Here is a 21,747-nt window from a genome sequence, read left to right on the forward strand (position 1 = left end):
GGTTCATCGCCGACGGCGGGCTCGCCGCTACGTCCGGTACGGGCGAGCTGCAGGCGGACCCTGACCAGCCGCGTCAGCGAGGTATGAAGCCGCGGTAGACGATGCGCCGACGCCGGAGCACCGGCCACTGCCGGTCCTTGATGCCGCTCAGCGCGAGGGCGGTCATCGCACCGGCGAGGAAGGTGCCCACGATGACGCTCATGACCAACATGAAGGCGATCTCCATAATAATCCCCTCGTCAACAGTTGAAATCTGAACTTGATGGCGTGAACAGCGCCCTTCCCCGCTCTATTCCGCGAGGTCTCCAAAGGGGTTGGTCAGCTGTGACGGTGAACCTCGAGCTTGCGACATCGAAGCTTCAGCGGCTCAAGGTGCGCTCTGGTCGTGGGTCTCGCCATGATCGGTGTCCGGCGCCATGGCGTGGATACGCGCCTCCGCGACCTGCAGCATGATGCGGCGGGCCCCGCACGCCTCGGCGGTGGCGTACGCCTCTGCGGCCAGCGCCACCGCGTCGTCCCGTCGCCCTTGCGCGGCGGCGATGTAGATCAGTCCTACCTGGTTGGCGGCGACGGCGGCCGGCAGCCCGAGCTCCCGGCATAGCCGTACCGACGCCTCCAGATGCTCCCGGGCGGCGTCCAGCCGGCCCGCGGCATGGTCCGCGATCCCCAGGTGCCGGAGCGCTTCCCACTGGGTGTATCGGTCGCCTGCCGCGGTGGCCAGGTCGTACGACTGCTCAAGGAGAGGAATGGCGCGGTCGAGGTCGCTCCGTACGACCTGGTGGAAACAGCCCTCCCAGAACACCGAACCCGCCTCGCCCGCCGCATCACCCAGCGTCCGGTACAGGTGTGTCGCACGTTCGAACAGCGCCAGCTCACGTGGGTCCGCGCGCCGGTCATCGAGGAACCGCGCGTGCAAGATCCGTCCCCTGGCCAACGCGAGATCGGCTTCGACCTTGTCCAGCTCCCGCTCCACCGCTGCCGGCTCACCGACCTCGCCGACATCGCCGACGAAGACAGCGTGCTCATTGGACAGCTTGGCCTTCTCGATGCGTCTCTCCATGCCTGCCCCTCGTTGAGGTTCATGAGACCGTACGCCGGCGATCTCCACAAGCTCTCAGACCCATCCAACCTTCGATGGCCATGTGTGCCGGGGTTTATTCGTCGTCTGGATCTGCCGGCGCCGCGGTCGGTGCGATCTGCAATGGTGCAGCAGCCCCGCCGGCGATCTCGCGCCCCTGATTCAGCGTGTAGTCAAGCTGCCTGGCCAGGAGCGGGAGAGTCGCCGGAGGTAGATACGCATCGGCGCCGGCGTCGAGCAGGCGTCGGACCGGGCCGTGGTACTGAACTCCGAGTTCGTGGTCCTCGATTTCGGTGACGATGACGCGAGCCTTCGGGAACATCGATCGGAGCGCTGCAATCAGCTGCGGGCTGCCTGGAGGTACCAGCAGCACATCGGTTGTCGCGGGAGCCGCATGCATGTCGAGCACGACGTAGTCCGCCCCGAGCTGGGTCGACAGCGCAACCCGGGCCGCGGTCGACAGCTCCATCGCGGTGGCCACGACGGTCACGCTCTCGTAGTCGATCGGTGCTTGATCGTTGGCCTCTTCCGGCGCGTCGCGATCGACGATGGCGCCTTGGACCACGTCAACGGTGCTGGAGATTGTCGCTATCGACGCGCCGTCACGCGTGACAACCAAGTTCTCGCCAGGCTCGAGGGCGTCGATGAGCGCCACGACATCATCGGGAAGGCGGGCCACGTCGATTCGCCGCACCAGGCGTGGGGTGCGTTTGCGGATCACGATGCCTGGGACACGCGCACGGCTGCGAAGGCACCCTGCGTCATGAGCAGCCCCGGTCGCCTATCGACATGGTGGCTGCTCCGGAGGCGCCGTTCAACCCGATGATCACATGAATCCCTTCAGATACCGTGACCTTGTTGGATGCCACTGAACGCTCATTGGTTCGAGCCGCGCCGGAGATTCCTTCTATCGCGAGGTAAGGCCATCTGCCCCGTGCCATCGAAGCCACACCGATGTCATCGATGCCCGATGGAATCAAGCCAGGTCGCAGACGAGTGCGCCGTGGTGAAGCGGATCACATGCAAGGGAGCAAAGCGTGGGTCATCGATGCGCTGCTGTATGTCCGCTCGTCGCGCCGCGTGCTGGGACCATGCCCACCATGCGGGGTGATCTCGCCGGAACCATTCCGCCACAGTCTCGCGGTTCCCGTTGAAGATTGATTCGCGGAGAAGCGTCCTGCGCAGTGACCGCCGCAGGATCCGAGGCATGATGACCCGCCGTGGGTAGTCCAGCCATACGACGGTGTCGGCGCGTTCCCATAGCAGGTCACGGACTTCTGGGTAGCCGAACGAGTCGAAGATCCAGGCCGGTGAGTCGGCGATCTCTGCGACCTGAGCGGGAAACCGCTCGTTCACGGTCCAACCGGGACCGGCGAAGTACAGGGCGTCCATCTCGTGATAGGACACGGCGAGTTGGCTGCTCAGGGCCCGTGCCATGGTGGATTTACCCGCCCCGCTGATGCCAACTACCAGGATGCGCTGCATCCATGCAGGCTAAGCCCTGGGGACAGTGGCGGAACGCGAGGGGACATCCGTACGATCGCGATGACCGAACTTCGATGGCCCCCGCTCGACGTCGGGTCGCCGGCCGTGCGCTTCCCCGATGAACGGGACCAGAGCGCCGTGCCCGCCTTCGTCGTTGACACGACCGACCGGGCCCGCAGGCGGATGCCGAACGGGCGGTGTCCCAGCCCGGATCGCCGGGCAGGATCAGTGCGCCGTCCAGCAGCGGGCGCAGGTAGTCCAAGGGGAGAGGCATGTCGATCGTCTTTCAGAAGGGGAAAACGACCTGATCGACGGTGCCGGACGGCGCGATCTACTCCTATCCCGCACATCAGGGGTGTTGCGCTCAGCCATCCCCCTCATTTGGGGGATGCGCTCTCGAGGAGACACCGCTGGAGGCCCGGTTGGCAGGGCGCTGTTCGAGGCGGGCGACGGCTGAGGAGGTGGGCGGTCGCGACTCGGTGGTGTCGTGCTTCCCGTTGACGTCTGAGGAAACGGTTGGGGATGTCCTGAGCCGGTGGGGTCGTACCAGCTGATGGAATCTGTGGCGGGCGCCCCGCGGGACGCCCGCCGGGGCTCACACGCTCCTGGCGCCGATGCGCCTGATCCAGTGCTGGCAGTAGACGCAGGCGCCGCGGTCCTTCCAGCCCGGCGAGGTCTCCTTACCGCCCCACTTGCCTCCGGGGTGCCACACCCGGGCGTGGAAGACGAAGGTGTCCCCGGGGATCTTCTCGACCGAGCTGATGCCGGCGCCGGGGCCGTTCAGCCAGCGCTTGAGCGCGTCCACCTCGGCGCACGACTCCGGCGGCCACTTCTCCGACTGCGTGATGCCGGTGACCAGTGCGGTGATGAGAGAGGTGGTCGCGTGCTGGTGCATGTCCTGGCCGCTGAAACCCTCGTAGGTCGCTCCGGGCGAGCCGATCACGGCCAAGCCGCAGACGACTCGTCCGACCGGTGTCTCGCTCGCTCTGCTGCTCAGCAGCCCCGCGCGGTATCGATCGCAGATGCCCGTGGCCGTGGAACGGGCCGCGTTCTCGGCGTCCCTGATCTTCCTCGCTTCGGCCTCGACCCGCTGGCGCTCCCGCTCGGCGCTGTCCTTGCGGGTCTGGTCGTCGAGATAGATCTGCCACGCCCCGTTGTCGCCGTAGCCGTCCAGCCACTGCTGGAACTGGGTGACCGCGGTGCCTGGGGTCATCTCGTTCAGGCCGACCCTGCTCTCGTAGGTCGTGAGTTTGCTCCTCAGCGCGGTCATCGTGTCCAGGCTGAAGCCCGACTTCGGGGAGTGGCCGGAGCAGAGGGCGCTGACCTGCACCTTTCGTTGGAAGAACCACACCTTTACGGTGTCGCGGTCGGCGGTGGCGGCGGGAAGGGGGGTGAAGAACTGATAGGGCTCCATCGACCTCGTCCTCGTGCCGGACCGTTCCAAAAACGGTCGGTCAGCAAAACGTACGCCCCGGGCGAGCGCCCGCAAATAGTGCCGCGGTAAGGGCCGCCCGCAACAGGACCTATTGAGGAGGCCGCAGGACCAGGGGCGAGGTGTCGATGCGCCGGCACCGGAAGAGCCTGATCGGGCTACCAGGCGGCTGCGCCGTTCTGGCCGGTGGCGAACAGGGCGCCCCAGTACTGCCCGGTGGGCGCGTCGGCGGGCAGGGTGGCGAGAGCGGCGACGACGGAGGCGCCGTCGTCGGCGGAGCGGAGGCCGGTGTGGTCGTTGAGGTCGGTTGCGCAGTAGCCGGGAATCGCGGCGGAGACCTTGATGGCGGTGCCGGCGAGTTCCTTGGCGTAGAGGCCGGTGACCATGTTGAGCGCGGTCTTGGACGCGGTGTAGGGCAGGTCGGTCAGCGCGTACATCGGCGAGGCCGGGTCGAGCACCGTGGACAGGGATCCGACCTCCCCGTCCAGGGCCGACAGATCCGGTTGAGGACCTCGAGGTCAGTCAGTCGATGGGTCAGACCCTGGCGGGAAGCGCTCATCTCCATCATCACTGTCAGTCGATGTTCATCTCGATGCAGCACCAGTATTCCCTCATGCAGCGGGAGGAGGAGCGGGAGATGTTCCCTCTGCTCGCCGACGAGGGCCTCGGATCGCTGATCTGGAGCCCGCTGGCCCGCGGTCGCCTCACCCGCCCTTGGGGGCAGACCACGACACGGAGCGACAACGACCCGATCTCCGCGGCGATGCTCGACCAGGCCCAGAACCGGCCCATCGCCGACGCCGTCCAGCACGTCGCCGAGAACCGCGGCATCCCGATGGCGCGGATCGCGCTGGCCTGGCTGCTGCGCAACCCCGTCGTGACCGCCCCGATCATCGGCGCCACCCGCCCCGAGCACCTCGCCGACGCGGTCGCCGCCCTCGACATCGACCTCACCGCTGTCGAGGCCCACCTCCTGGAAACCCCGTACACGCCTCGCACCCCATCCGGATACTGACGGCAGCCGGACCGATCGCCCTTCCGCCGTCTTCGAGACCGTCGAGCCGCCAAGATCCTTGGGACGCTCCACTTCGGCCAGCGCCCTGTTGCGGCTCTACGGCCGCTTGCGCTATTGATCATGGATGTCGTTGACAAGGGTGATCCGGACGGTCGTTGATCTACTCGACAAGACGTCACGGATGCGGCTGGGAAGGTCCTGGGAGGACCCGGCATTGGAGCAGGTCCTGCCGCAGGTGAAAGCCGGGCGACTGGAGCCCGGCCTGGAACTGATCAACCAGGCCCGCGGCGACAACGAGTTGCGGGCACTCCGTGTCGAACAGCTGGCGATCGCCGGCGCCTCGCACACCGAGACGTTGGGCCGGTTGGCTGGAGACAACGCCGACGGTCTGCTCTGGCTCGGCGCCGCGCGGATCGAGCAGGCGTGGGCGATCCGCGGTGCCTTCCGGGCCCCGTACGTGGGGGACGAGCGCTTCGTCCGTTTCTGGGAGGTGCTGTCGAGCGCGGCCGGGGCGCTGGAGCAGGCGGCGGAGGCGCTGCCGGACGATCCTGTGCCGTGGGACCGGCTGCAGCGGTATGGGATCGGCATGCAGAGCGGCAGAGAGGAGCTCGACCGTGTCTGGACGGAGCTGACCGCTCGTGATCCGCACCTGTACCTCGGGCATTACAGCCGCGCCCAGGCACTGTGCGCGAAATGGTACGGCTCCGACGAAGAGCTGCTCGCCTTCGTTCGGGGTGTGACGTCATCGGCGCGTGCGGGCGACCCGGTGACGGCCATGTTGCCGCTGGCGCACTTCGAGATCGTGTGGAATGAGATCAACGAGACCGAGCAATCCGCTCAAGATGTCCTGGAAGCCTACTTCGGCAACTCCGACGTGGCGGACCCGCTGATCGAGGCGGCCGACAAATGGCGTGACGGTGACCGGCCACATCCGCGTGCCTTGGACGCCATGCACCTGTTCGGCGCCGCGTTCTACTTCGGCGGGCACCTCACCCGCGCGCAGCGCCTGCTGGCGGGCGCGGGCAGGCGCATGCCGGAGATCCTGCCGTGGTCGGCGGCGTCTCTCACGCCAGGACGCCGCTACGCGCGGGCGCGCCGGAACCTGGGGCTTTCCTAGGCGGGCCCGGTCTTCGACGTGACCAGAGGTCATCGGCGATGGGTGCAGCAGCCCGGGGCATCGGTAGCCAGCCCAGGTCGGCCCGGCGGGCCCCTGCGAGCCCGCCGGGCGCTCACGGCGTCGGCGATATCACCTGTAGGTGAAGGTGACCGGGTTGCGCTGGGGGAGCGTGACGGTCAGGGTGCGGGTGGCGCTGTCGTAGTGGTAGGCGTTCGCGGGCAGGTTGGTGGGCGGCGCCGCGTTGCGCAGGGAGAGGGTCCACTGGCGGCCGGTCGTCCGCCCGCTGATCCTCACGGTGTGCCGCCCGCCCGCCTCCGAGTACTGGATCCTGGTCTTGTCGTGCAGCGTGACCGAGCCTGAGGCCCCCGCCGCGATGCTGACGGTCATCCTGTCCTTGGCGGTACGGGTCGGCACGATGCCCCCGGCCCTGACGAACACGGGCATCGTGTCGAGGCCGGTGGTGATGCTCCGGGTCGTGCCGCCGCTGTAGGTCTGGCCGGTGAAGTAGTCGGTCCACTGCCCCGGCGGGAACCACACCGAGGTCGTGGCCGTGGCGCCGGGCGTGGTCACGGGGGCGACCAGGAGGTCGGGGCCGTAGAAGTACTGGGTGGCGGCCGCGGCGTAGGCGGCCTCCTCTTCGGGATATTCCAGATATGTCGGGCGGACAATCGGGACACCGGTGGCGTTGGCCTCCTTGGCGAGCGTGTACGTGTACGGCACCAGGCTCTCCCGCAGGTTGAGGAACTTCTTGGCCGAGTCCTTCGCCGCGGTCCCGTACTGCCAGGGCAGCCGGTCGCCATGGTTGCTGTGCAGGCGGTCGATCGGCTGGAAGGTGCCGAACTGGACCCACCGGGCGTACAGGTCGTCGGGCAGCTTGGTGGTCCGCCTGGTCTGCCCGTTCACGATGTAGGTCTCCGAGCCCTGCAGGCCGGTGGTGTCGTTGTGGCCGCCGATGTCGTGGCTGATGGCCGCCATGCCGGTGGCCGCCGACTCGGCCGGCGTGGAGCCGACCTCGACCCGCAGGGTGCCCCAGGTGGAGGACGTGTCGCCGGTGAAGTGGAGCGTGGTGCGCTTGTCCGCCCACGGGCCGGTCGGCAGGCCGGAGCGGCCGGCGTACGAGCCGGTCTGCAGGGAACCGTACGCGCGGGACATCACGAACCCGCCGTTGGCCGCCGCGTACTGCTGGTTGATCCAGGCGTCAGGGGTCACGCCGGGCAGCGACGACTGCGAGGCGTCGCAGCACCAGTCGAGCCACCAGAAGTCGTTGCCCTGCTGGTCCATCGTCTTGTGCAGGTCCATGTACGCCTTGAGCTGGTCGGGGTCTCCCCAGTCGAAGGTGTGACAGTCCGGCCCCGCCGCCCCCGCGCAGCCGCCCTTGCGGAGTTTGCCCTTGGCCGTGGCCTGCGCCTGGGCGAACTGGGGGTCGTCGCCGACGATGCTGGGGTGGGTGTTGAGCGTGTTGTGCAGGCCCTGGGAGGCGGACCAGTCGAAGAAGGCCTTCGGATCGGGGAACTTCGCGCGGTCGATCTGCCAGCCGCTCCACGTGTTCGGCGACTTGAAGTCCGTGTCGGTGACCAGGACGTCCAGCGGGACACCCTCGGAGCGGAACCTGGGCAGGATCGTGTTCTGGTAGTCGGCCGCGGTGCGGTCGATGTACTCGGAGTACCACACGCCGTACGCCCACTGGGGCAGCAGCGCAGGCGGGCCGGTCAGGGTGGCCAGGTCCGACAGGGCCCGCTTGTGGTCACGGCCGAAGCCGAAGAAGTAGCCGTCCTGGTAGGGCCGCTGCGCGGGGCGCTGGGTGACCTTCTTCGTGGCGAGGTCGTACAGGGCCGAGGGCGTGTCGTCGAGCAGGTACCAGCCGTCCTTGTGCAGGAGGCCGGGGGTGGTCGGCGGAGGGCCGTTGTCGCCGTTCACGTTGTCGAGGCTGCGTCGGTACCCGCCGAGAGGAAGGTGCGGCGGGGGCGCGGACGTGCCGGTGGCGGTCACGGCGAGCGTGTCAGGGTTGACGCGGCAGGCGGTCGGACAGCTCAGGGTGATGTCGTTCGCGCCCGCCTTGAGGGTGACCGGGAGGGCGGCCGTCGCCCAGGTGTCCCAGTCGGCCGTCGTGGGGAAGGTCAGTAGCTGCGTGGCGGAGCCCGCGGTGACGGTGGCGGTGCGGGTCTGGTGCAGGCCGTCGCCGCCGACGCCGTTGGCGTACCGGATGTGCAGCGTGTACGTGCCGTCGGCGGGGACGTTCACCAGCCGGGCGGCCACGCCGGCGCCCTGGTTCAGCTCGGCCACGAACCCCCTGCCGGAGTAGTCCGCGTGGTCCGCGGCCACCTTCGCCGTGCCGGCCAGCCTGCCCGCCTCGGCCTCGCAGCTCACCCCGTACGCGCAGTCGATGGTCGCCCTGGCCGACGTCGGCGGGTACGCGGCGCCGGGCTGCAGGAGGGCGACGCTGTCGATGTTGACGTTGCCGGAGTCCGTCGCCGTGCGGGTCAGCGTGATCGTGTGGCGGCCCGCGGCGAGCTGGAGCGCGGGGGTGGTGACGGCCCAGGTGTCCCAGTTCGCGGTCGTCGGCAGGGACACGGTCTGTGCCGCGCCGCCGTCCACCGACAGGCTCAGGGTGCGGGTGGTGTGCTGGCCGTCGCCGCCCACCGCATTGGCGTAGCGCATGGCGAACTGGTACGCGCCCGCGGTCGTGACCTCGACGTCGGCGGACAGGGAGTTCCCCGCCCCCTCGAACCCGGCCAGGAACCCCGCGCCGGTGAACCCCGTGTGGTCGGTGGCGATGGCCAGGCCGCTGTACGACAGGTCCTCGGCCTCGCACAGGGCTCCGGCGGAGCAGGTCAGCTGCTGCCACGGCGCGGCGGTGGTGGTCCTGAGACCGACCGACAGATTGCGGGTGGTGAACGGGCCGGAGCCGACCTGGTAGCGCAGGGTGAGCGCGCTCGTCCTGATGGTGAGCCAGCCGTCCGACGTGCTGGAGGTGAAGGAGGTGGGCGCGAACGCGTCGCGGCCGACCGCGTTGAACGTCGGCGCGTCGACGAACTTGGCGTCGCCCGCGTACTCGGTCCGGATCAGGGTGGGGGAGAGCACTTGGAAGCGGGCGTTTCCCGAGGTCACCGCCTTGATCCGGGTGTCGTGGGCCGCCTCCGCCGGAGCGGGGGCGACGGTTGACATCGCCGCCGCGATGATCGCGGCGGCGGCGATGCGCTGGAAGGGGCCTGATCTCATGACGACTCCCGACCGAATGTGATCGCTCTGCCGCCACTATCGACCAATGCGGGGGTCCTGACAAGATCGAGTGGGGCCTAATCGGTCAGGAACGGGCGCGTCTCGATCGGGGAGGGGTTGACTCGGTCAGAGCTGGTCGGGGGCGGGTCAGGACGAGAAGCGGGATGCGGTCGGCGTCGAGGTCGGCGGACAGCGGGCGGAATGCGGCGACTGTCTGGACGGGGCCATGGGTCTCTAGTTGCCGCCGCGGTTCAGCCAGGCGCGGACCGCGCCGCCGTCGTACACGACCAGATAGTCGGCTTTGCCGTCACCGTCGCCGTCGGCGAACCGCACCTCATCCCCATGGACATCGTCGTCCGGGCGGTAATGGCGCCGTACCAGGCGTCGGCCATCTTGGCGTAGCCCGCGTCCGTCGGGTGCGCGTCGTCCTGCAGTCCGTCGCTGACCGGCACCCGCTTCATGTCCACCAGAAGTCGGCCGCTGTCGCCGGGGGTGTCAGGCCCAGTAACAAGGTCGCCACGATGGACATGATCAAGGCCACTTGGCCAGTCGTTCTTCGCGTCTTCACGCACACCCCCGCATTCGCGGGGTGATCATCTCCAGCCCACACGAGAACGCGGTGAATCCCTCATTGACACTCGCGGGTGGTTATGAGGGTTCACGAGAGCGGCTCGGGTTCTGAAGGTGGTCCCAGGTGGATGGTGGTGCCGCGGGCCCCGAGGGCCGACTACTTGAAGGCGCGGTGGAGCTGGGTCATGGTCTGCTCGACGCGGCTCTTGTCGCCGACGACCACGTAGGTCTCGTAGTTGACCTTGTCGCCCTTGTCCATGGCTCCACTGGGGCTGGTGACCTGGATGGTGTTCTCGCCGAAGTGGCCGTTGTAGTCCATGGGCGGGCGGGTCATCGTGTAGTAGTAGGCCTTGCCGCTGAGAACTTCGGGCTTGATGTACATGCCGAGGCAGTAGCGGTCGTCGTCCGTGCAACGGACCATGGGGTCCTTGCTCGTGTGGGACTCCACGGGCTTGGGCGACAGGCGGCCGGTGGCGGGGCTGTAGGCGAAGACCTGCGTGAAATCCGGCTGCAGGTAGGCGACGAAGACGCCACTGAAGTGGTCATACGGTTCGTCGTCCGAGGTGATCGTGGCGGTGGCGCGGAAGACGTTCTCCAGCGCGGGCACGTCGTGATCGGGGGCGAGCTCGATCTCGGTCTGCAGCCAGTACGGCGACAGTCCCATGGTGAACGGGGAGCGCTTGTCCTGGTGGTCGGCGCTGCGGCAGTTGCCCCAGCCCGGTTTCGTGTCCGCGAGGGTCACGAACATCGCGGGCCTCCCCGCCGTGCGGATGGAGCTGCCGGACCGGGCCATGGTGTAGAGCGCGCTCGTGCTGGGCCCGTGGTAGGGAGGCGGCTGGCCCACGTCATCCATGCGCGTGCCGGCCTGCGTGGGGTTGTAGCACTCGGTCGCCGCCTTGCCCCCCTGCCAGGCGTGGAAGGCGTACTGGAAGGCGGCGCCGTGGCCGCCGCTGGAGATGAACTCCTTGTTGTTCACCTTGACCGACGCGATCGCGCCGGCCAGTGCCGTCGACGTCGTGACCGACAGCTTGTTGCGCTTGTCGACCAGGACGGACGCCGTGACGTCCTGGAACGTCCGGTCGTAGTTCTTCTTCGTGGCACATTCGGACTTGTACGTGAGCACGAAGTCGTCGTAGGTGGGGCTGCTCCGCGGCGGCGCCTCGCACGAGCTCTGCGCGGCTGTCGCGGCCACTGGAGTGACCACAGCCGTCATGACCGTGACCGCGGCCAGTGCGGCCCCCTGTCGGATGGATCTCATGATCGGGATTAAACCGGCGCCCGGCGATGAGATGGGATCTGTTCGAGAAAAGGGTAAGTGTATGGGTTCGCCGGTTCGAAGAGCCCATGGTTTCGTAGCGAACGTTTTCTATGAAGGAAACTGCGTGCCGGCCAGCCGTTCGTATTCGCTGACCCGCAGCGGCAGGACCGCGCCGTGCTTGGTGTTGGGCGGGATATCGGTCTCCGCGGCCGGTACGCACCGCCAAGCGTCCGTGGTGACATCGGCGAACGGGACGTATCCATGGAAGTCCGGCCCGAAGTGGTCGGCGAACATCAGCCACCCGTCGCCCGAGTTCCGCCGGAAGGTCAGCGGCCCCTCGTAAGGGGCGATGTCCCCCGTGGCGCGGAAGGTCAGGGCCGAGCCGATGCGCTCCCACCGCTTCGCGAACCTGGCGCAGCTCGTGAACGTGATCGCCCCCATCATGACCGAACCCGGCGGGCCGGCCTGGCGGCAGACGACGTTCTTCCCGTTCTCGCTCACCGCCCGTCTTGCCACCGGGGTCGTGCTCGCCCCGCGCATCCGGACCGGAGAGTACGACAGCGCCCGGGGCGCCGCACCGCTCGTCGACGCGGCGGTGACGTTCGACGAGGCCGCGGGCTCTGCGGCGATCTTCCTGGTCAACCGCGGGACGACCGGCTCGCAGACCGTGACGATCGACGTCATGTCACTGGGGCTCACGGCCGGCGGCGAAGCGGGATCTCAAGGTCGCCATCGAGCAGACCGGCGCCTCGCGCGAGGGCGAGCTCGCCGCGCTGGCCCTGTCGCGCAACCGGCTCTACGACGGCCTCATCCTCAGCACCGTCGGGCTCGGCCCGGCCGACACCGACCTGCTCAAGGTCGACTTCCCGGTGGTGATCCTGGGGGAGCGGATCTTCGACGGCCTTGTGGACCACGTCGCGATGCCCAATGTCGAGGGCGCGCGGGCCGCCACGGCGCACCTCATCGAGCGGGGCTGCCGCCGCATCGCGGTCGTCGACGGCCCGCAGCGGGGCGAAGTCGACGTCTCCAGCCTGCGCCACGACGGCTACCGCGAGGCGTTGGAAGACGCGGGCCTTCCCTTCGATCCCGAGCTGGTGGTCCCCATCGACGCGCTCACGATGGAGACGGGAGCGGCCGCCGCGCGCCGGTTGGCCGGCTCCGGGGTCGCGTTCGACGGCGTGTTCTGCGTCACCGACACGGTCGCGACGGGGACGCTGCGCGGCCTGGCCGACTGCGGGATCCGCGTCCCGCAGGACGTCAAGGTGATCGGCTTCGACAACATCGCCGAGGGCGCCTACCTCGTGCCGTCGCTGTCGTCCGTCGACCCCGATCATGCGCTCATGGCCGGCACGGCCGTCGGGTTCCTGGCCAAGCGGATCGCGGAGAACGGGAAGAACAAGCAGGTCGCGCGCGAGTTCATCAGCCGCTTCTCCGTCGTGGCCCGCGAGTCGACCGGAGGGTAGACGCGTGCGGCCGTCGTCGTGGTGACCACGTACGGACAACGTTCTCTACACTGGTGGAGTGGCGAAACGAAGGAACGACGCGCTCGACGACCCTGAGCACCGCCAGAGCACGATCAAGGATGTGGCCGAGCTCGCCGGCGTCTCGCTGTCCACGGTCTCGCGCGTGGTGGCCGGCAACTACCCGGTGGCCCAGGCCACCCGGACGCGCGTGGAACGGGCGATCGAGGAGCTGAACTACGTCGCCAACACCCACGCCCGCGTGCTGGGCGGCGGATCGGCCCGCACGGTCGGCTTCATCGTCAACGACGTGCGCGGTGCGGCCTTCGCCGAGGCTGTGCACGGCGTCGAGCAGGAGGCCGCGCGCCGTGGGCACATCTGCCTGGTGGCCACCACCGACGGAGATCCCGTCCGCGAGCTGGCCGCGATCCAGCTCATGCGCGAGCAGCGGGCCGCCGCGGTGTTCCTGATCGGCGGCGCCACCGACAACGCCGCCTACCGGGCCCGGATGGCCGACATCGCCCGCTCGCTCGACGCCTCCGGGTCGCGGCTGGTCCTGTGCGGCCGCCCGCCGCTGGGGGACGGGATCCCGGTAACCGTCGTCGAGTACGACAACGAGGGCGGCGCCTACGCGCTGACCAGCTTCCTCGTCGGTCGTGGCCACCGCAGGATCCTTTACGTGGGCGGGGATCCCACGTTCACCACCACCGCGGGACGGCTCTCCGGTTTCCGCCGGGCGATGGGCGACCTCGGCTGTCCCGTGGACGAGAGCCTGTTGGAGCTCGGCACGGATTTCACCCGCGCGTCGGGCTACGAGCGCGTCAGCGCCCGGCTGCGGGGGGAACGCGACTTCACCGCGGTCTTCGCCGAGACCGACGTGATCGCCGGCGGTGCGATGGCCGCCGTCTTCGACGCGGGCCTCAGCGTTCCCGAAGACGTCTCCATCGTCGGCTACGACGACATCCCCCTGGCCGCCGATCTGCGTCCCGGCCTGACCACCGTCCATGTGCCCTACGAGGAGCTGGGCCGCGCGGCCGTGCGCAGCGCCCTGGACCGGCCCGCGGGCAGGGCGGAGCAGCATCAGATGCTGGGCGCCCACGTCGTCATCCGCCGGTCCGCCGAACGGCAGTCCCCGGCGTAGAGAGCGTTCTCGGCGCGAGCCGCCGCCGCGCGACAGCGTTGCACTGTGCCTTCACCAGGGACATCGCACGTAATGGGAAATTTATCCGCCTGAAATCTTGCCCTCACGGTGAGGGGAATCTACGGTCTCCGTAGACAACGCTTTCTATAGCCGCCCCCGATTCTGCGAAGGAGCGGTGCCGTGAACCGCATCCCAACGAGCGCCCTCGCCGCCGGCCTGACGATGGCCGTCGTGCTGACCGGCTGCGGCTCCCCGGAGCCCACCGCCCAGGAGTCCGCCGCCCCGGCGGGCGCGGGCACCGGGCCGGTCACCGTCACCTGGTGGTCGTGGGACGAGAGCAAGTTCCTCGATCCGGTCGTGGCCAAGTTCAACGCCGCCCACGACCACATCAAGCTCAAGGAGGCCGTCGAGGCCGGCGTGTGGATCACGACGGCCAAGGAAGCCATCGACGCCTCCTACCAGCAGGACACCAAGCAGTACGCCTGGCCCGGCGCCGTTCCCGACCCGTCTCCCTGGATCGACTCGGTGGTGCCGGAGAAGCTGTTCGGCGAGCGCAAGGGCGAGGCCAGGGGCGTGATCCTCAAGGCGACGCAGTCCGGCCGGGACCCCTGGGTGGTCGGCCCGAACTTCACGGGCGTCTTCTCCGAGCTCCAGGACCAGTGGGCCAAGATCGTCACCAAGGAGATCACCGTCTGCCGGGCCCTCGAGCACATGCAGAAGTTCACCGTCGACGACCTGAAGTCGAAGAACATCAACGTGCTGGGCTGAACGTCATGGCCCTCACCGCGAGCCCCAAAGCGTGGCGACGCACCGCCGCGCTGCAGGGAGCCACGTTCACCATCCCGTTCTTCCTCGGGTTCGTGCTGTTCAGCGTGGTGCCGATCGTGCTGGCGCTGCGGGAGAGCGTGTTCACCGAGAAGAGCTCGGGCCTCGGCTTCGGCCCGAAGACGGTCGAGTTCGCCGGGCCGGACAACTTCCTGCGCGGCGTCGCCGACGCCAAGTTCTGGGCGGGCATGGGCCGCGTGGGTCTCTTCGCGGCCATCAGCATCCCGCTCATCCAGATCGTGAGCGTCGTCATGGCGCTGCTCCTGGACGCCGCCTCGCGGCGAGTGGCCGCGCGCTTCCGGCTGCCGCTGCTGATCCCGTACATGATCCCCGGCATCGTGGCGACCCTGATCTGGATCTACCTCTACAGCCCCGACGTCGGCCCGCTGGCCCCGTTCTTCGCCCTGCTCGGCATCGACGCCGACTTCTACAGTGGTGAGCTGATCTGGGTGTCCATCGGCAACCTCGTGGCCTGGGGAGCCATCGGCTTCAACATGCTCATCGTCTATGCCGACCTGCAGTCGGTGCCGCGCGAGATCTTCGAGAGCGCCCGCGTGGACGGCGCCTCCGAGCCGCGGATCGCCTGGTCCATCAAGGTGCCCATGATCCGCCGCTCGCTGGTGCTGACCACCGTGCTCAGCATCATCGGCACCCTGCAGATCTTCAGCGACCCCATGCTCTTCCGCTCGATGACGCCCGAGACCATCACCCGCGACTTCACGCCGATCATGGCCATCTACGACTGGGCCTTCGCGCAGGGCGACTTCAACTACGCCGCCGCCCTGTCCGTCATCCTGGCACTCGTGGTCGGCCGTCTTCTACCGCCTCACCGACAAGGCACCCACCTCATGACGACCGCCACCACCGCGAAGCGTCCCGCCGCGCCGGCCGGGTGGCACACCCGGCCGAACGAGGCCAGGACCAAGGTCGCGGTCATCGCCGGCCTGGTCGCCTTCACCGTCTACTCCGTGGCGCCCGTCTGGTGGCTGGTCGTCGCCGCCACCAAGAGCCAGTCCGACCTGTACACCACCAACGCGCTGTGGTCCGCCGAGTTCCGGCTCTGGGACAACCTGCGGGGCCTGTTTTCACCTACCAGGACGGGATCTTCCTGACCTGGATGGGCAACACGCTCCTGTACGGCCTGGCCGGCACCGCCGGCATGACCCTGGTCAGCGTGGCCTGCGGGTACGGCCTGGCGATGTACCGCTTCCGCGGGCGCGGCGTCATGATGGGCGCCATCATCGGCTCGTTCCTGGTGCCGGGCGCGCTGCTGACGATCCCGTCCTTCCTGCTCTACACGGACCTGCGCCTGATCGACACGCCATGGGCGATCATCGTGCCGAGCTTCTTCAGCGCCTTCTCCGTCTACCTCGCCAAGGTCTACGCCGAAGGCGCCATCCCGCCCGAACTGCTCGAAGCCGCCCGCATCGACGGCGCGGGGGAGTACCGCATCTTCATCCTGATCGGCGCCAGGCTCATGTCCACCGGCGCCGCGACGATCTTCCTGCTCGGCTTCGTCGGGTCCTGGAACTCCTTCTTCGGCCCACTGGTCTACCTGCGCGACCAGTACAAGTGGCCGGTCATGCTTGGCCTGTACTCGTGGCTGAAGGTCAAGGTGGACAACTCCACCGACCTCACCGGCCTGGTCGTCGTCGGCTCGATCATCTCGCTGATCCCCATGGTCGCCCTGATGATCTCCCTGCAGCGCTATTGGCGCTCGGGGATCACGCTCGGCAGCCTCAAGTAACACCTGCTGAACACGGGGGACCCGTCTGTGACCCGTCGCCGCCCGAAGGCCCTGCTCGCCATGCGCCAGGTGTACGTTCCGCGGCTCTTCTGAACGTCCTTGGAGCCGCGTACGTCAAGGCGAGCCGGCCACTCTGACGAGGATGCCTCCCGGCTACGGCACGGACGGCCTGTCGGGTGCGCCGGTGGCCCGGATGAAGCGGGCGCCCCACTCCTGGACGTGCGCGGCGAACTCCGGCGGCCCCAGCACCTCGAACTCGGCCCCCACATTGCCCAGCGCCTGCGTCGGCCAATCGAGAGAGGTCGAGGTCATGGTGATCCGGCAGGTGCCGTGGCTGAGCGGTTCGATCGTGCCCCACTGGCCGATCGCCTGCCGTACCCGGGTCTCGGGGGCGTGGACGAGCGCCTGGACCGTGTACGGCGCCGGGGCCCCGCTGGCTGCCTGGACGAAGGCCGCGGCGTCCTCGGCCGGGAGCGGACGCGGCCGGAATCGCGCGCCGGTCCCGCTCGGCTCGGTCAGCCGGTCGAGGCGGAAGCTGCGCCAGTCGTGCCGGGTCAGGTCGTAGGCGACGAGGTACCAGCGTCCGCCGAGGGCGACCAGGCGGTGCGGCTCGACCTCGCGCCGGGTGGGGGCGGAGCCTCTGGCGGTGTAGCCGAAGCGCAGCCGCTCCTGGTCGCGGCAGGCCTGGGCGACTGCGGTGAGCACCTGCGCCGCGACGACCGGCCCGGCCGCGGCGACCGAGAGGGTCATCTCCCGCAGGGCGTCCACCCTGGCCCGCAGCCGGGGCGGTAGGACCCGGATCACCTTGGTGAGCGCACGCAGCGACGCCTCCTGCATCCCGGCGATCCCGCTCTGCGCCGCGTCGCCGATGCCCACCGCCAGAGCCACCGCCTCCTCATCGTCCAGCAGCAGCGGCGGCAGGACGGCGCCGGGCGCGAGCTGGTAGCCGCCGTCGGTTCCCCGGGCCGCGCTGACCGGATAGCCGAGCTCGCGCAGCCGGTCGACGTCGCGGCGCAGGGTCCGCTCGGACACCCCGAGCCGCTCGGCCAGTTCCGTGCCCGGCCAGTGGCGGTGGGTCTGCAGCAGCGAGAGCAGTCGGAGGGTCCGTGAGCTGGTGTTCGCCATATCGCCATCCTCGCGCGACTTCCGGTCAAAAAGTGACCGGAAGCCTGTTTAGAGTCGATTTCGAAGGCCGTACCGACCTAAGGACCAATAAATGATCACCCGTGAGATCCAGCTGACCGCACAGATCGCCGGCACCCCCACGCTCGACCACTTCACCGTCGCCACCACCGAGGTGGACGGCGAGGTCGTGGTGCGGACCGACCAGGTCGGGCTCGCCGCGACCTACCTGGAGCTGATGCGCGCGGACTGCACCCTCCCGGTACCGGCCTGGCAGCCGGGCCGGCGGGTGGGCGTGGCCGCCATCGGCACCGTCGTCCGGTCCGACAGCCCCGAGTTCGCGGTTGGCGACCTGGTCCAGTCGATGACCGGCTGGAGCGAGTACTCGGCGGGCCCGGCCGCCCAGTACACCAAGCTCGACCCCATCGCCGACCCCGGCTACTACCTCGGTCAGGGGCCGACGGCCTACTACGGGATGGCCGACGTGGCGGGCGTCGGCGAGGGCGACGTGGTGTTGGTCTCCGGTGCGGCGGGCGGGGTCGGCTCGCTGGCCGGGCAGATCGCCAAGTGCCTGGGCGCGGTGCGGGTGATCGGCAGCGCCGGCAGCCCGGCCAAGGTCGACTATCTGGTGAACGAGCTCGGCTACGACGCCGCGTTCGACTATCACGACGGCTCGCCGGTCGACCGGCTCCGAGAACTCGCACCCGAGGGCATTTCGGTGTTCTTCGACGTCGTGGGCGGCGAGCAGTACCAGGCCGCGCTGCAGGCGGCCAGGCCCGGCGCCCGGTTCGCGCTGTGCGGCTCGCTGTCCAGCCAGCTCGGCGACGCGGCCGAGCGCTTCCCCACGCCCGACCACGCCGCGGCCCAGGCCAGGGGCATCGAGCTGCTGCCGTTCTCCTGCTACCACACCCCCGACCAGATCGCCGCCTGGCGGGAACACTTCAGCACCTGGCTGGGCGAGGGCCGCTTCGTCTATCCGCAGACGGTCATCAAGGGCGAACTCGAGGACGTGCCGCAGGCGTTCCTGTCGCTGCTCCGGGGCTCCTACCGCGGCAATGTCTCGGTGGAGCTGTCATGACGACTCTCTCGAACAGGGCCCTGAACCGGGCTCTGCTGGACCGCCAGTTCCTGCTGGCCCGCACCGATCACACCCCGCTGGAGGTGATCGGGCGCCTGGTCGCACTGCAGGCGCAAGAGCCCAACTGGCCGTACGTCGGGCTGTGGAGCAGGATCCGCGGCTTCACCCACTCCGAACTCACCACGCTGCTGCAGGACCGGAAGGTGGTCCGTTCCGGCCTGCTCCGCAGCACCCAGCACCTCGCGGCGGCCGACGACTTCCGCCGGCTGCGGCCGCTGCTGCAGCCCGTCCTCGACCGCACCGCCCGCTCGCCCTACTTCGCCCGCAACAGCGCGGGCCTGGACACCGCCTCGCTGGTCGCCACCGGGCTTGAGCTGCTGGCGGGCGGGACGACACCGCGAAAGGAGCTGGCCCGGCGGCTGTCCGAACACCACCCGGACCGCGACGGGCGCGTCCTCGCCGGGGAGGTCGAACTCAGAACCCCCCTCGTCCACAACCCGGCCACCGGTACGTGGGGCTCCTGGGGCACCCGGTCGGCCGTCTGTGTCACGCCCGCCGAGACCTGGCTCGGCCGGCCCATGGTTCCGGCGACCGCCAAGGACCTCATCCGCCGCTATCTGGCAGCGTTCGGCCCAGCCGGGATCATGGACGTACAGGCCTGGTCCGGGCTGACCCGCCTCGGCGAGATCGTCTCCGACATGCGTGCCGAACTGCGCCACTACCGCGACCCCGAGGGCAGGGAACTGATCGACCTGGCCGACGCGGAACTGCCCGACCCCGACGCGCCCGCCCCCGTGCGGCTGCTGCCCGCCTTCGACAACGCCCTGCTCGGCCACGCCGACCGGACCCGCATCATCAGCCACGAGGACCGCAAGCGCGTGATGCCCGGCCAGGCACAGGTACGGCCCACCTTCCTCGTGGACGGCCACGTGCACGGAAGCTGGTCCCTCGAAGGAGAAACCCTGCACCTCACGCCGTTCCGGCCCCTGACCGCGACCGACCGGGCCGGGTTGGAGCAGGAGACGGAACGCCTGCTGCCGTTCGTGGGAGGCAAGAACGTGTCCTTCAGCAGCCCGACCGCGACCCGGTCGTCCTGACGCCGGCGTTCGATCGCCGCCGGATCGTCATCCAGGAACGTACCCCTGACCATTCGCGGCAGGCAGGCCGGGCTCGCGCAGGTACGGCTGCCGGCCGCTGCTCGGCGCATCGGCGCCTCGGCGTAGCGGCGGTACGGTCCGGCATCGCACCGGCCATGAGATCGCAGCCGGGCGAAGAGGCCAGGGGTGTTAGATTGTCGGGCGGTTGATGTTGATCTGACAGTAGAGGCGTGACTCACGTGGCAGGGTTTGAGATCTACTTCGACACGCTCGAAGAGTGCGCCACCAAGGCCAAGGGAGTCGCCAACCAGTTCAAGAGTGCGGCGGAGGACGGCCCCACGAGCGTCAGCACCTCCTGCTTCGGCGGCCTGGAGAACGTTTCTGACAAGCTCGCCAAGGCCGTCAACGACTTCGAGGTGAAGATCGACGCCGAGATACGCCACGCGCAACAGAACCTGACCAAGGTCGAGGCGGCCATCCACCAGGTCGTCACCAACGTCCGCAAGGCCGACCTCCCCAGCGTTCCCCGGACGGAGCAGGTGTGACGGACATCTGGGACCAGTACCTCAGTCCCATCCAGCGCGTCATCGACGACCTGAGTGGCGACCAGGCCCAGATCTCCAAGATCTCGGGGCAGTGGCGAACGCTGGCAGGCGACATCACCACAGAGAACGGCGTGATCAAACGCGCGGTCAACCGGGTGGACAGCGCGTGGAACGGCGCCGCCGCCGAGAGTTTCGCCAAGTACATGGCCAGATATCCCAAGTCCGGTACGGCACTGAGCGAGGCCCTGACCAGCTGCGCCGGCAAGCTGGATGCCGCCGGGACCGCACTGGAGACGGCCAAGGGCGAGGTCCAAGCCCTCTACCGGGAGAAGCGCGCCTGGCTGGACGAGCAGCGCAACGACCCCGACAGCACCACGATCTCGATGACGAGCATCAGGTCCCAGGTGTCCAACGCCCTCGATCGCGCCAAGGTGCACACGGACAAGGCCGCCGAGGCACTCGGTCAGGCCACGAGCGAGATCGGCAAATACCTCGGCGAGGTGCGCTTCTTCACCGGTATCCCCGCTCCCGGCGATCAAGACTTCGTCCCGGGCAACAAGGCGAAGATGCCCTGGATCCCCGACCCGGACTTCCGGCCGCACACCCCGAAGACGCAGCTGGCGTCCTACAACGGCAACGGCAACGGCCTGCCACCCGGCGATGGCATCGGGAACGGCGTCAACGGGTCGAGCGGCAGTGGAGGCGGTGGAGGCGGCGGCGGTGGGGGCGCGCCTTCGCTGGCCGTCCCGCCGAACGCCCACAACCTGGCGCCCAACCCTCGTGCCCAGGCCGTCATCGACTACGCCCTCAAGCAACTCGGCGACCCTTACGTGTGGGGAGCGACAGGACCCGGCTCCTTCGACTGCTCCGGACTTACCCTGCGCGCGTACGAGTCCGCGGGGACCACCATCCCCCGGGTGGCGAACGACCAGTGGCTGCGCGGACCGCGCATCCCTGACGGCAATGTGCAGGCCGGAGACCTTGTCTTCTTCGACAACAACGGCGACGGCACCGCTGACCATGTGGGCATCGTGCTCGACCCCGAGAAGGGCACAATGATCCACGCGCCCAGACCGGGCTCCGAGGTCAAGATCGCCCCCTACAGCCGCACCCCCATGGGCTTCACCCGGCCGGGAACGAGCTGACCCCGGCCACACCTGGAGCCCGGCTCGACGTGGCTCTACGCGCCCTAATGGAAGAGCGTGCAGACGCTCTCGGCTCGTTTGGTGTCTCGGCGGCGGCCTGGGCGAGTCCGTCATCGGTCCGCTCGATCATCATGTCGCGCTTCATCTCGGCGAACCCACCGAGCGTCGCGAAGAAGATCTTTCCCTGCCTGTGGGGTCGTAGACTCCGGCCAGCGGGCCGGACAAGATCTCAAGCTTCGCCCCGAGGGCCTGCAGCGACCATGCGGTCTCCATGACCTCGCGCATATCGCGTCCCATCCGGTCCAGTTTGGCTGACCACGGAGACGTTGGCCGGCGCGACTTCGGTCGCCACGAGGGCGGCCAGTTGGACTGTGAGGGTCTGGCCACGGGTGGAGACGCGCGCGTACCCGAAT

At 68.9% G+C, this 21,747-nt stretch carries 21 protein-coding genes and 1 pseudogene; 12 read left to right on the forward strand and 10 right to left on the reverse strand.

The window, feature by feature from the left end:
• Nucleotides 1-73: 73 nt before the first annotated feature.
• The 6 genes from AB0L65_RS35680 to AB0L65_RS35705 all read right to left on the reverse strand — a co-directional run bounded on the left by AB0L65_RS35680 (nt 74) and on the right by AB0L65_RS35705 (nt 4,453).
• Complete coding sequence (locus tag AB0L65_RS35680; RefSeq protein ID WP_355196773.1) at nt 74-202, reverse strand: hypothetical protein; 129 nt, start codon at nt 200-202, stop codon at nt 74-76.
• Nucleotides 203-367: 165 nt separating this feature from the next.
• Complete coding sequence (locus AB0L65_RS35685) at nt 368-1,060, reverse strand: hypothetical protein (RefSeq protein ID WP_364254551.1); 693 nt, start codon at nt 1,058-1,060, stop codon at nt 368-370.
• Between the two features lie 94 nt (nt 1,061-1,154).
• Entirely contained in the window at nt 1,155-1,799 is a 645-nt protein-coding gene (locus AB0L65_RS35690; protein WP_364254554.1) for a hypothetical protein, read from the reverse strand.
• Nucleotides 1,800-2,035: 236 nt separating this feature from the next.
• Nucleotides 2,036-2,563, reverse strand: coding sequence for a hypothetical protein (locus AB0L65_RS35695; RefSeq protein WP_364254557.1), 528 nt, complete (start codon nt 2,561-2,563; stop codon nt 2,036-2,038).
• A 595-nt stretch (nt 2,564-3,158) separates the two neighbouring features.
• Nucleotides 3,159-3,977, reverse strand: a complete 819-nt coding sequence (locus tag AB0L65_RS35700) for a hypothetical protein (protein ID WP_364254560.1) — start codon at nt 3,975-3,977, stop codon at nt 3,159-3,161.
• Between the two features lie 176 nt (nt 3,978-4,153).
• Entirely contained in the window at nt 4,154-4,453 is a 300-nt protein-coding gene (locus AB0L65_RS35705; RefSeq protein WP_364254563.1) for an SDR family NAD(P)-dependent oxidoreductase, read from the reverse strand.
• A gap of 122 nt (nt 4,454-4,575) precedes the next feature.
• Here AB0L65_RS35705 and AB0L65_RS35710 point away from each other — a divergent pair, with 122 nt between their 5' ends.
• Both AB0L65_RS35710 and AB0L65_RS35715 read left to right on the forward strand, forming a co-directional pair.
• Nucleotides 4,576-5,010 (forward strand): aldo/keto reductase, encoded by a 435-nt coding sequence (locus tag AB0L65_RS35710; protein ID WP_364254566.1) that lies wholly within the window; start codon nt 4,576-4,578, stop codon nt 5,008-5,010.
• A 214-nt stretch (nt 5,011-5,224) separates the two neighbouring features.
• Complete coding sequence (locus tag AB0L65_RS35715; protein ID WP_364254569.1) at nt 5,225-6,127, forward strand: hypothetical protein; 903 nt, start codon at nt 5,225-5,227, stop codon at nt 6,125-6,127.
• A gap of 129 nt (nt 6,128-6,256) precedes the next feature.
• Here the strand turns inward: AB0L65_RS35715 and AB0L65_RS35720 are convergent, their stop codons facing one another.
• Together AB0L65_RS35720 and AB0L65_RS35725 are read right to left on the reverse strand one after the other, a co-directional pair.
• On the reverse strand, nt 6,257-9,346 hold the full coding sequence (locus AB0L65_RS35720; RefSeq protein WP_364254572.1) for a TIM-barrel domain-containing protein: 3,090 nt from the start codon (nt 9,344-9,346) through the stop codon (nt 6,257-6,259).
• A gap of 727 nt (nt 9,347-10,073) precedes the next feature.
• A complete protein-coding gene (locus AB0L65_RS35725) occupies nt 10,074-11,174 on the reverse strand; it encodes a hypothetical protein (RefSeq protein WP_364254575.1) in 1,101 nt (366 codons plus the stop codon).
• Between the two features lie 442 nt (nt 11,175-11,616).
• On the opposite strand from AB0L65_RS35725, the pseudogene AB0L65_RS35730 reads away from it, so the two are divergent.
• The 6 genes and pseudogenes from AB0L65_RS35730 to AB0L65_RS35755 all read left to right on the forward strand — a co-directional run.
• Nucleotides 11,617-11,805: pseudogene (locus tag AB0L65_RS35730) on the forward strand (alpha-L-arabinofuranosidase C-terminal domain-containing protein); the annotation flags it as partial.
• Nucleotides 11,806-11,905: 100 nt separating this feature from the next.
• On the forward strand, nt 11,906-12,637 hold the full coding sequence (locus AB0L65_RS35735; protein ID WP_364254735.1) for a substrate-binding domain-containing protein: 732 nt from the start codon (nt 11,906-11,908) through the stop codon (nt 12,635-12,637).
• 58 nt (nt 12,638-12,695) lie between these two features.
• Nucleotides 12,696-13,775 carry a LacI family DNA-binding transcriptional regulator gene (locus tag AB0L65_RS35740; RefSeq protein WP_364254578.1) on the forward strand — a complete coding sequence of 360 codons (1,080 nt, stop codon included), beginning with the start codon at nt 12,696-12,698 and terminating at the stop codon, nt 13,773-13,775.
• A gap of 180 nt (nt 13,776-13,955) precedes the next feature.
• Nucleotides 13,956-14,543: a hypothetical protein gene (locus tag AB0L65_RS35745; RefSeq protein ID WP_364254581.1), complete on the forward strand. Its 588-nt coding sequence runs from the start codon at nt 13,956-13,958 to the stop codon at nt 14,541-14,543.
• 5 nt (nt 14,544-14,548) lie between these two features.
• Complete coding sequence (locus AB0L65_RS35750) at nt 14,549-15,712, forward strand: sugar ABC transporter permease (protein WP_364254584.1); 1,164 nt, start codon at nt 14,549-14,551, stop codon at nt 15,710-15,712.
• A gap of 5 nt (nt 15,713-15,717) precedes the next feature.
• A complete protein-coding gene (locus tag AB0L65_RS35755) occupies nt 15,718-16,347 on the forward strand; it encodes a carbohydrate ABC transporter permease (RefSeq protein ID WP_364254587.1) in 630 nt (209 codons plus the stop codon).
• A 153-nt stretch (nt 16,348-16,500) separates the two neighbouring features.
• On the opposite strand, the gene AB0L65_RS35760 is transcribed toward AB0L65_RS35755, so the two are convergent.
• The gene (locus AB0L65_RS35760; protein WP_364254590.1) at nt 16,501-17,472 is read right to left on the reverse strand and encodes a YafY family protein; all 972 of its coding nucleotides are present in this window, start codon (nt 17,470-17,472) and stop codon (nt 16,501-16,503) included.
• 91 nt (nt 17,473-17,563) lie between these two features.
• On the opposite strand from AB0L65_RS35760, the gene AB0L65_RS35765 reads away from it, so the two are divergent.
• From AB0L65_RS35765 to AB0L65_RS35780, 4 genes are all read left to right on the forward strand, one after another.
• Nucleotides 17,564-18,547, forward strand: coding sequence for an NADP-dependent oxidoreductase (locus tag AB0L65_RS35765; protein ID WP_364254593.1), 984 nt, complete (start codon nt 17,564-17,566; stop codon nt 18,545-18,547).
• Nucleotides 18,544-19,644 carry a winged helix DNA-binding domain-containing protein gene (locus tag AB0L65_RS35770; protein WP_364254596.1) on the forward strand — a complete coding sequence of 367 codons (1,101 nt, stop codon included), beginning with the start codon at nt 18,544-18,546 and terminating at the stop codon, nt 19,642-19,644. Before AB0L65_RS35765 ends, AB0L65_RS35770 begins: the two co-directional genes overlap by 4 nt.
• A 239-nt stretch (nt 19,645-19,883) precedes the next feature.
• Nucleotides 19,884-20,189 carry a hypothetical protein gene (locus AB0L65_RS35775; protein ID WP_364254599.1) on the forward strand — a complete coding sequence of 102 codons (306 nt, stop codon included), beginning with the start codon at nt 19,884-19,886 and terminating at the stop codon, nt 20,187-20,189.
• A complete protein-coding gene (locus AB0L65_RS35780; protein WP_364254602.1) occupies nt 20,186-21,334 on the forward strand; it encodes an NlpC/P60 family protein in 1,149 nt (382 codons plus the stop codon). Before AB0L65_RS35775 ends, AB0L65_RS35780 begins: the two co-directional genes overlap by 4 nt.
• Here AB0L65_RS35780 and AB0L65_RS35785 read toward each other — a convergent pair.
• Nucleotides 21,312-21,512: a hypothetical protein gene (locus AB0L65_RS35785; protein ID WP_364254738.1), complete on the reverse strand. Its 201-nt coding sequence runs from the start codon at nt 21,510-21,512 to the stop codon at nt 21,312-21,314. The genes AB0L65_RS35780 and AB0L65_RS35785 overlap by 23 nt on opposite strands.
• Nucleotides 21,513-21,747 lie beyond the last annotated feature (235 nt).

The sequence above is a fragment of the Nonomuraea sp. NPDC052116 genome, from assembly GCF_040680035.1.
Taxonomy (GTDB): Bacteria; Actinomycetota; Actinomycetes; order Streptosporangiales; family Streptosporangiaceae; genus Nonomuraea; species Nonomuraea angiospora_A.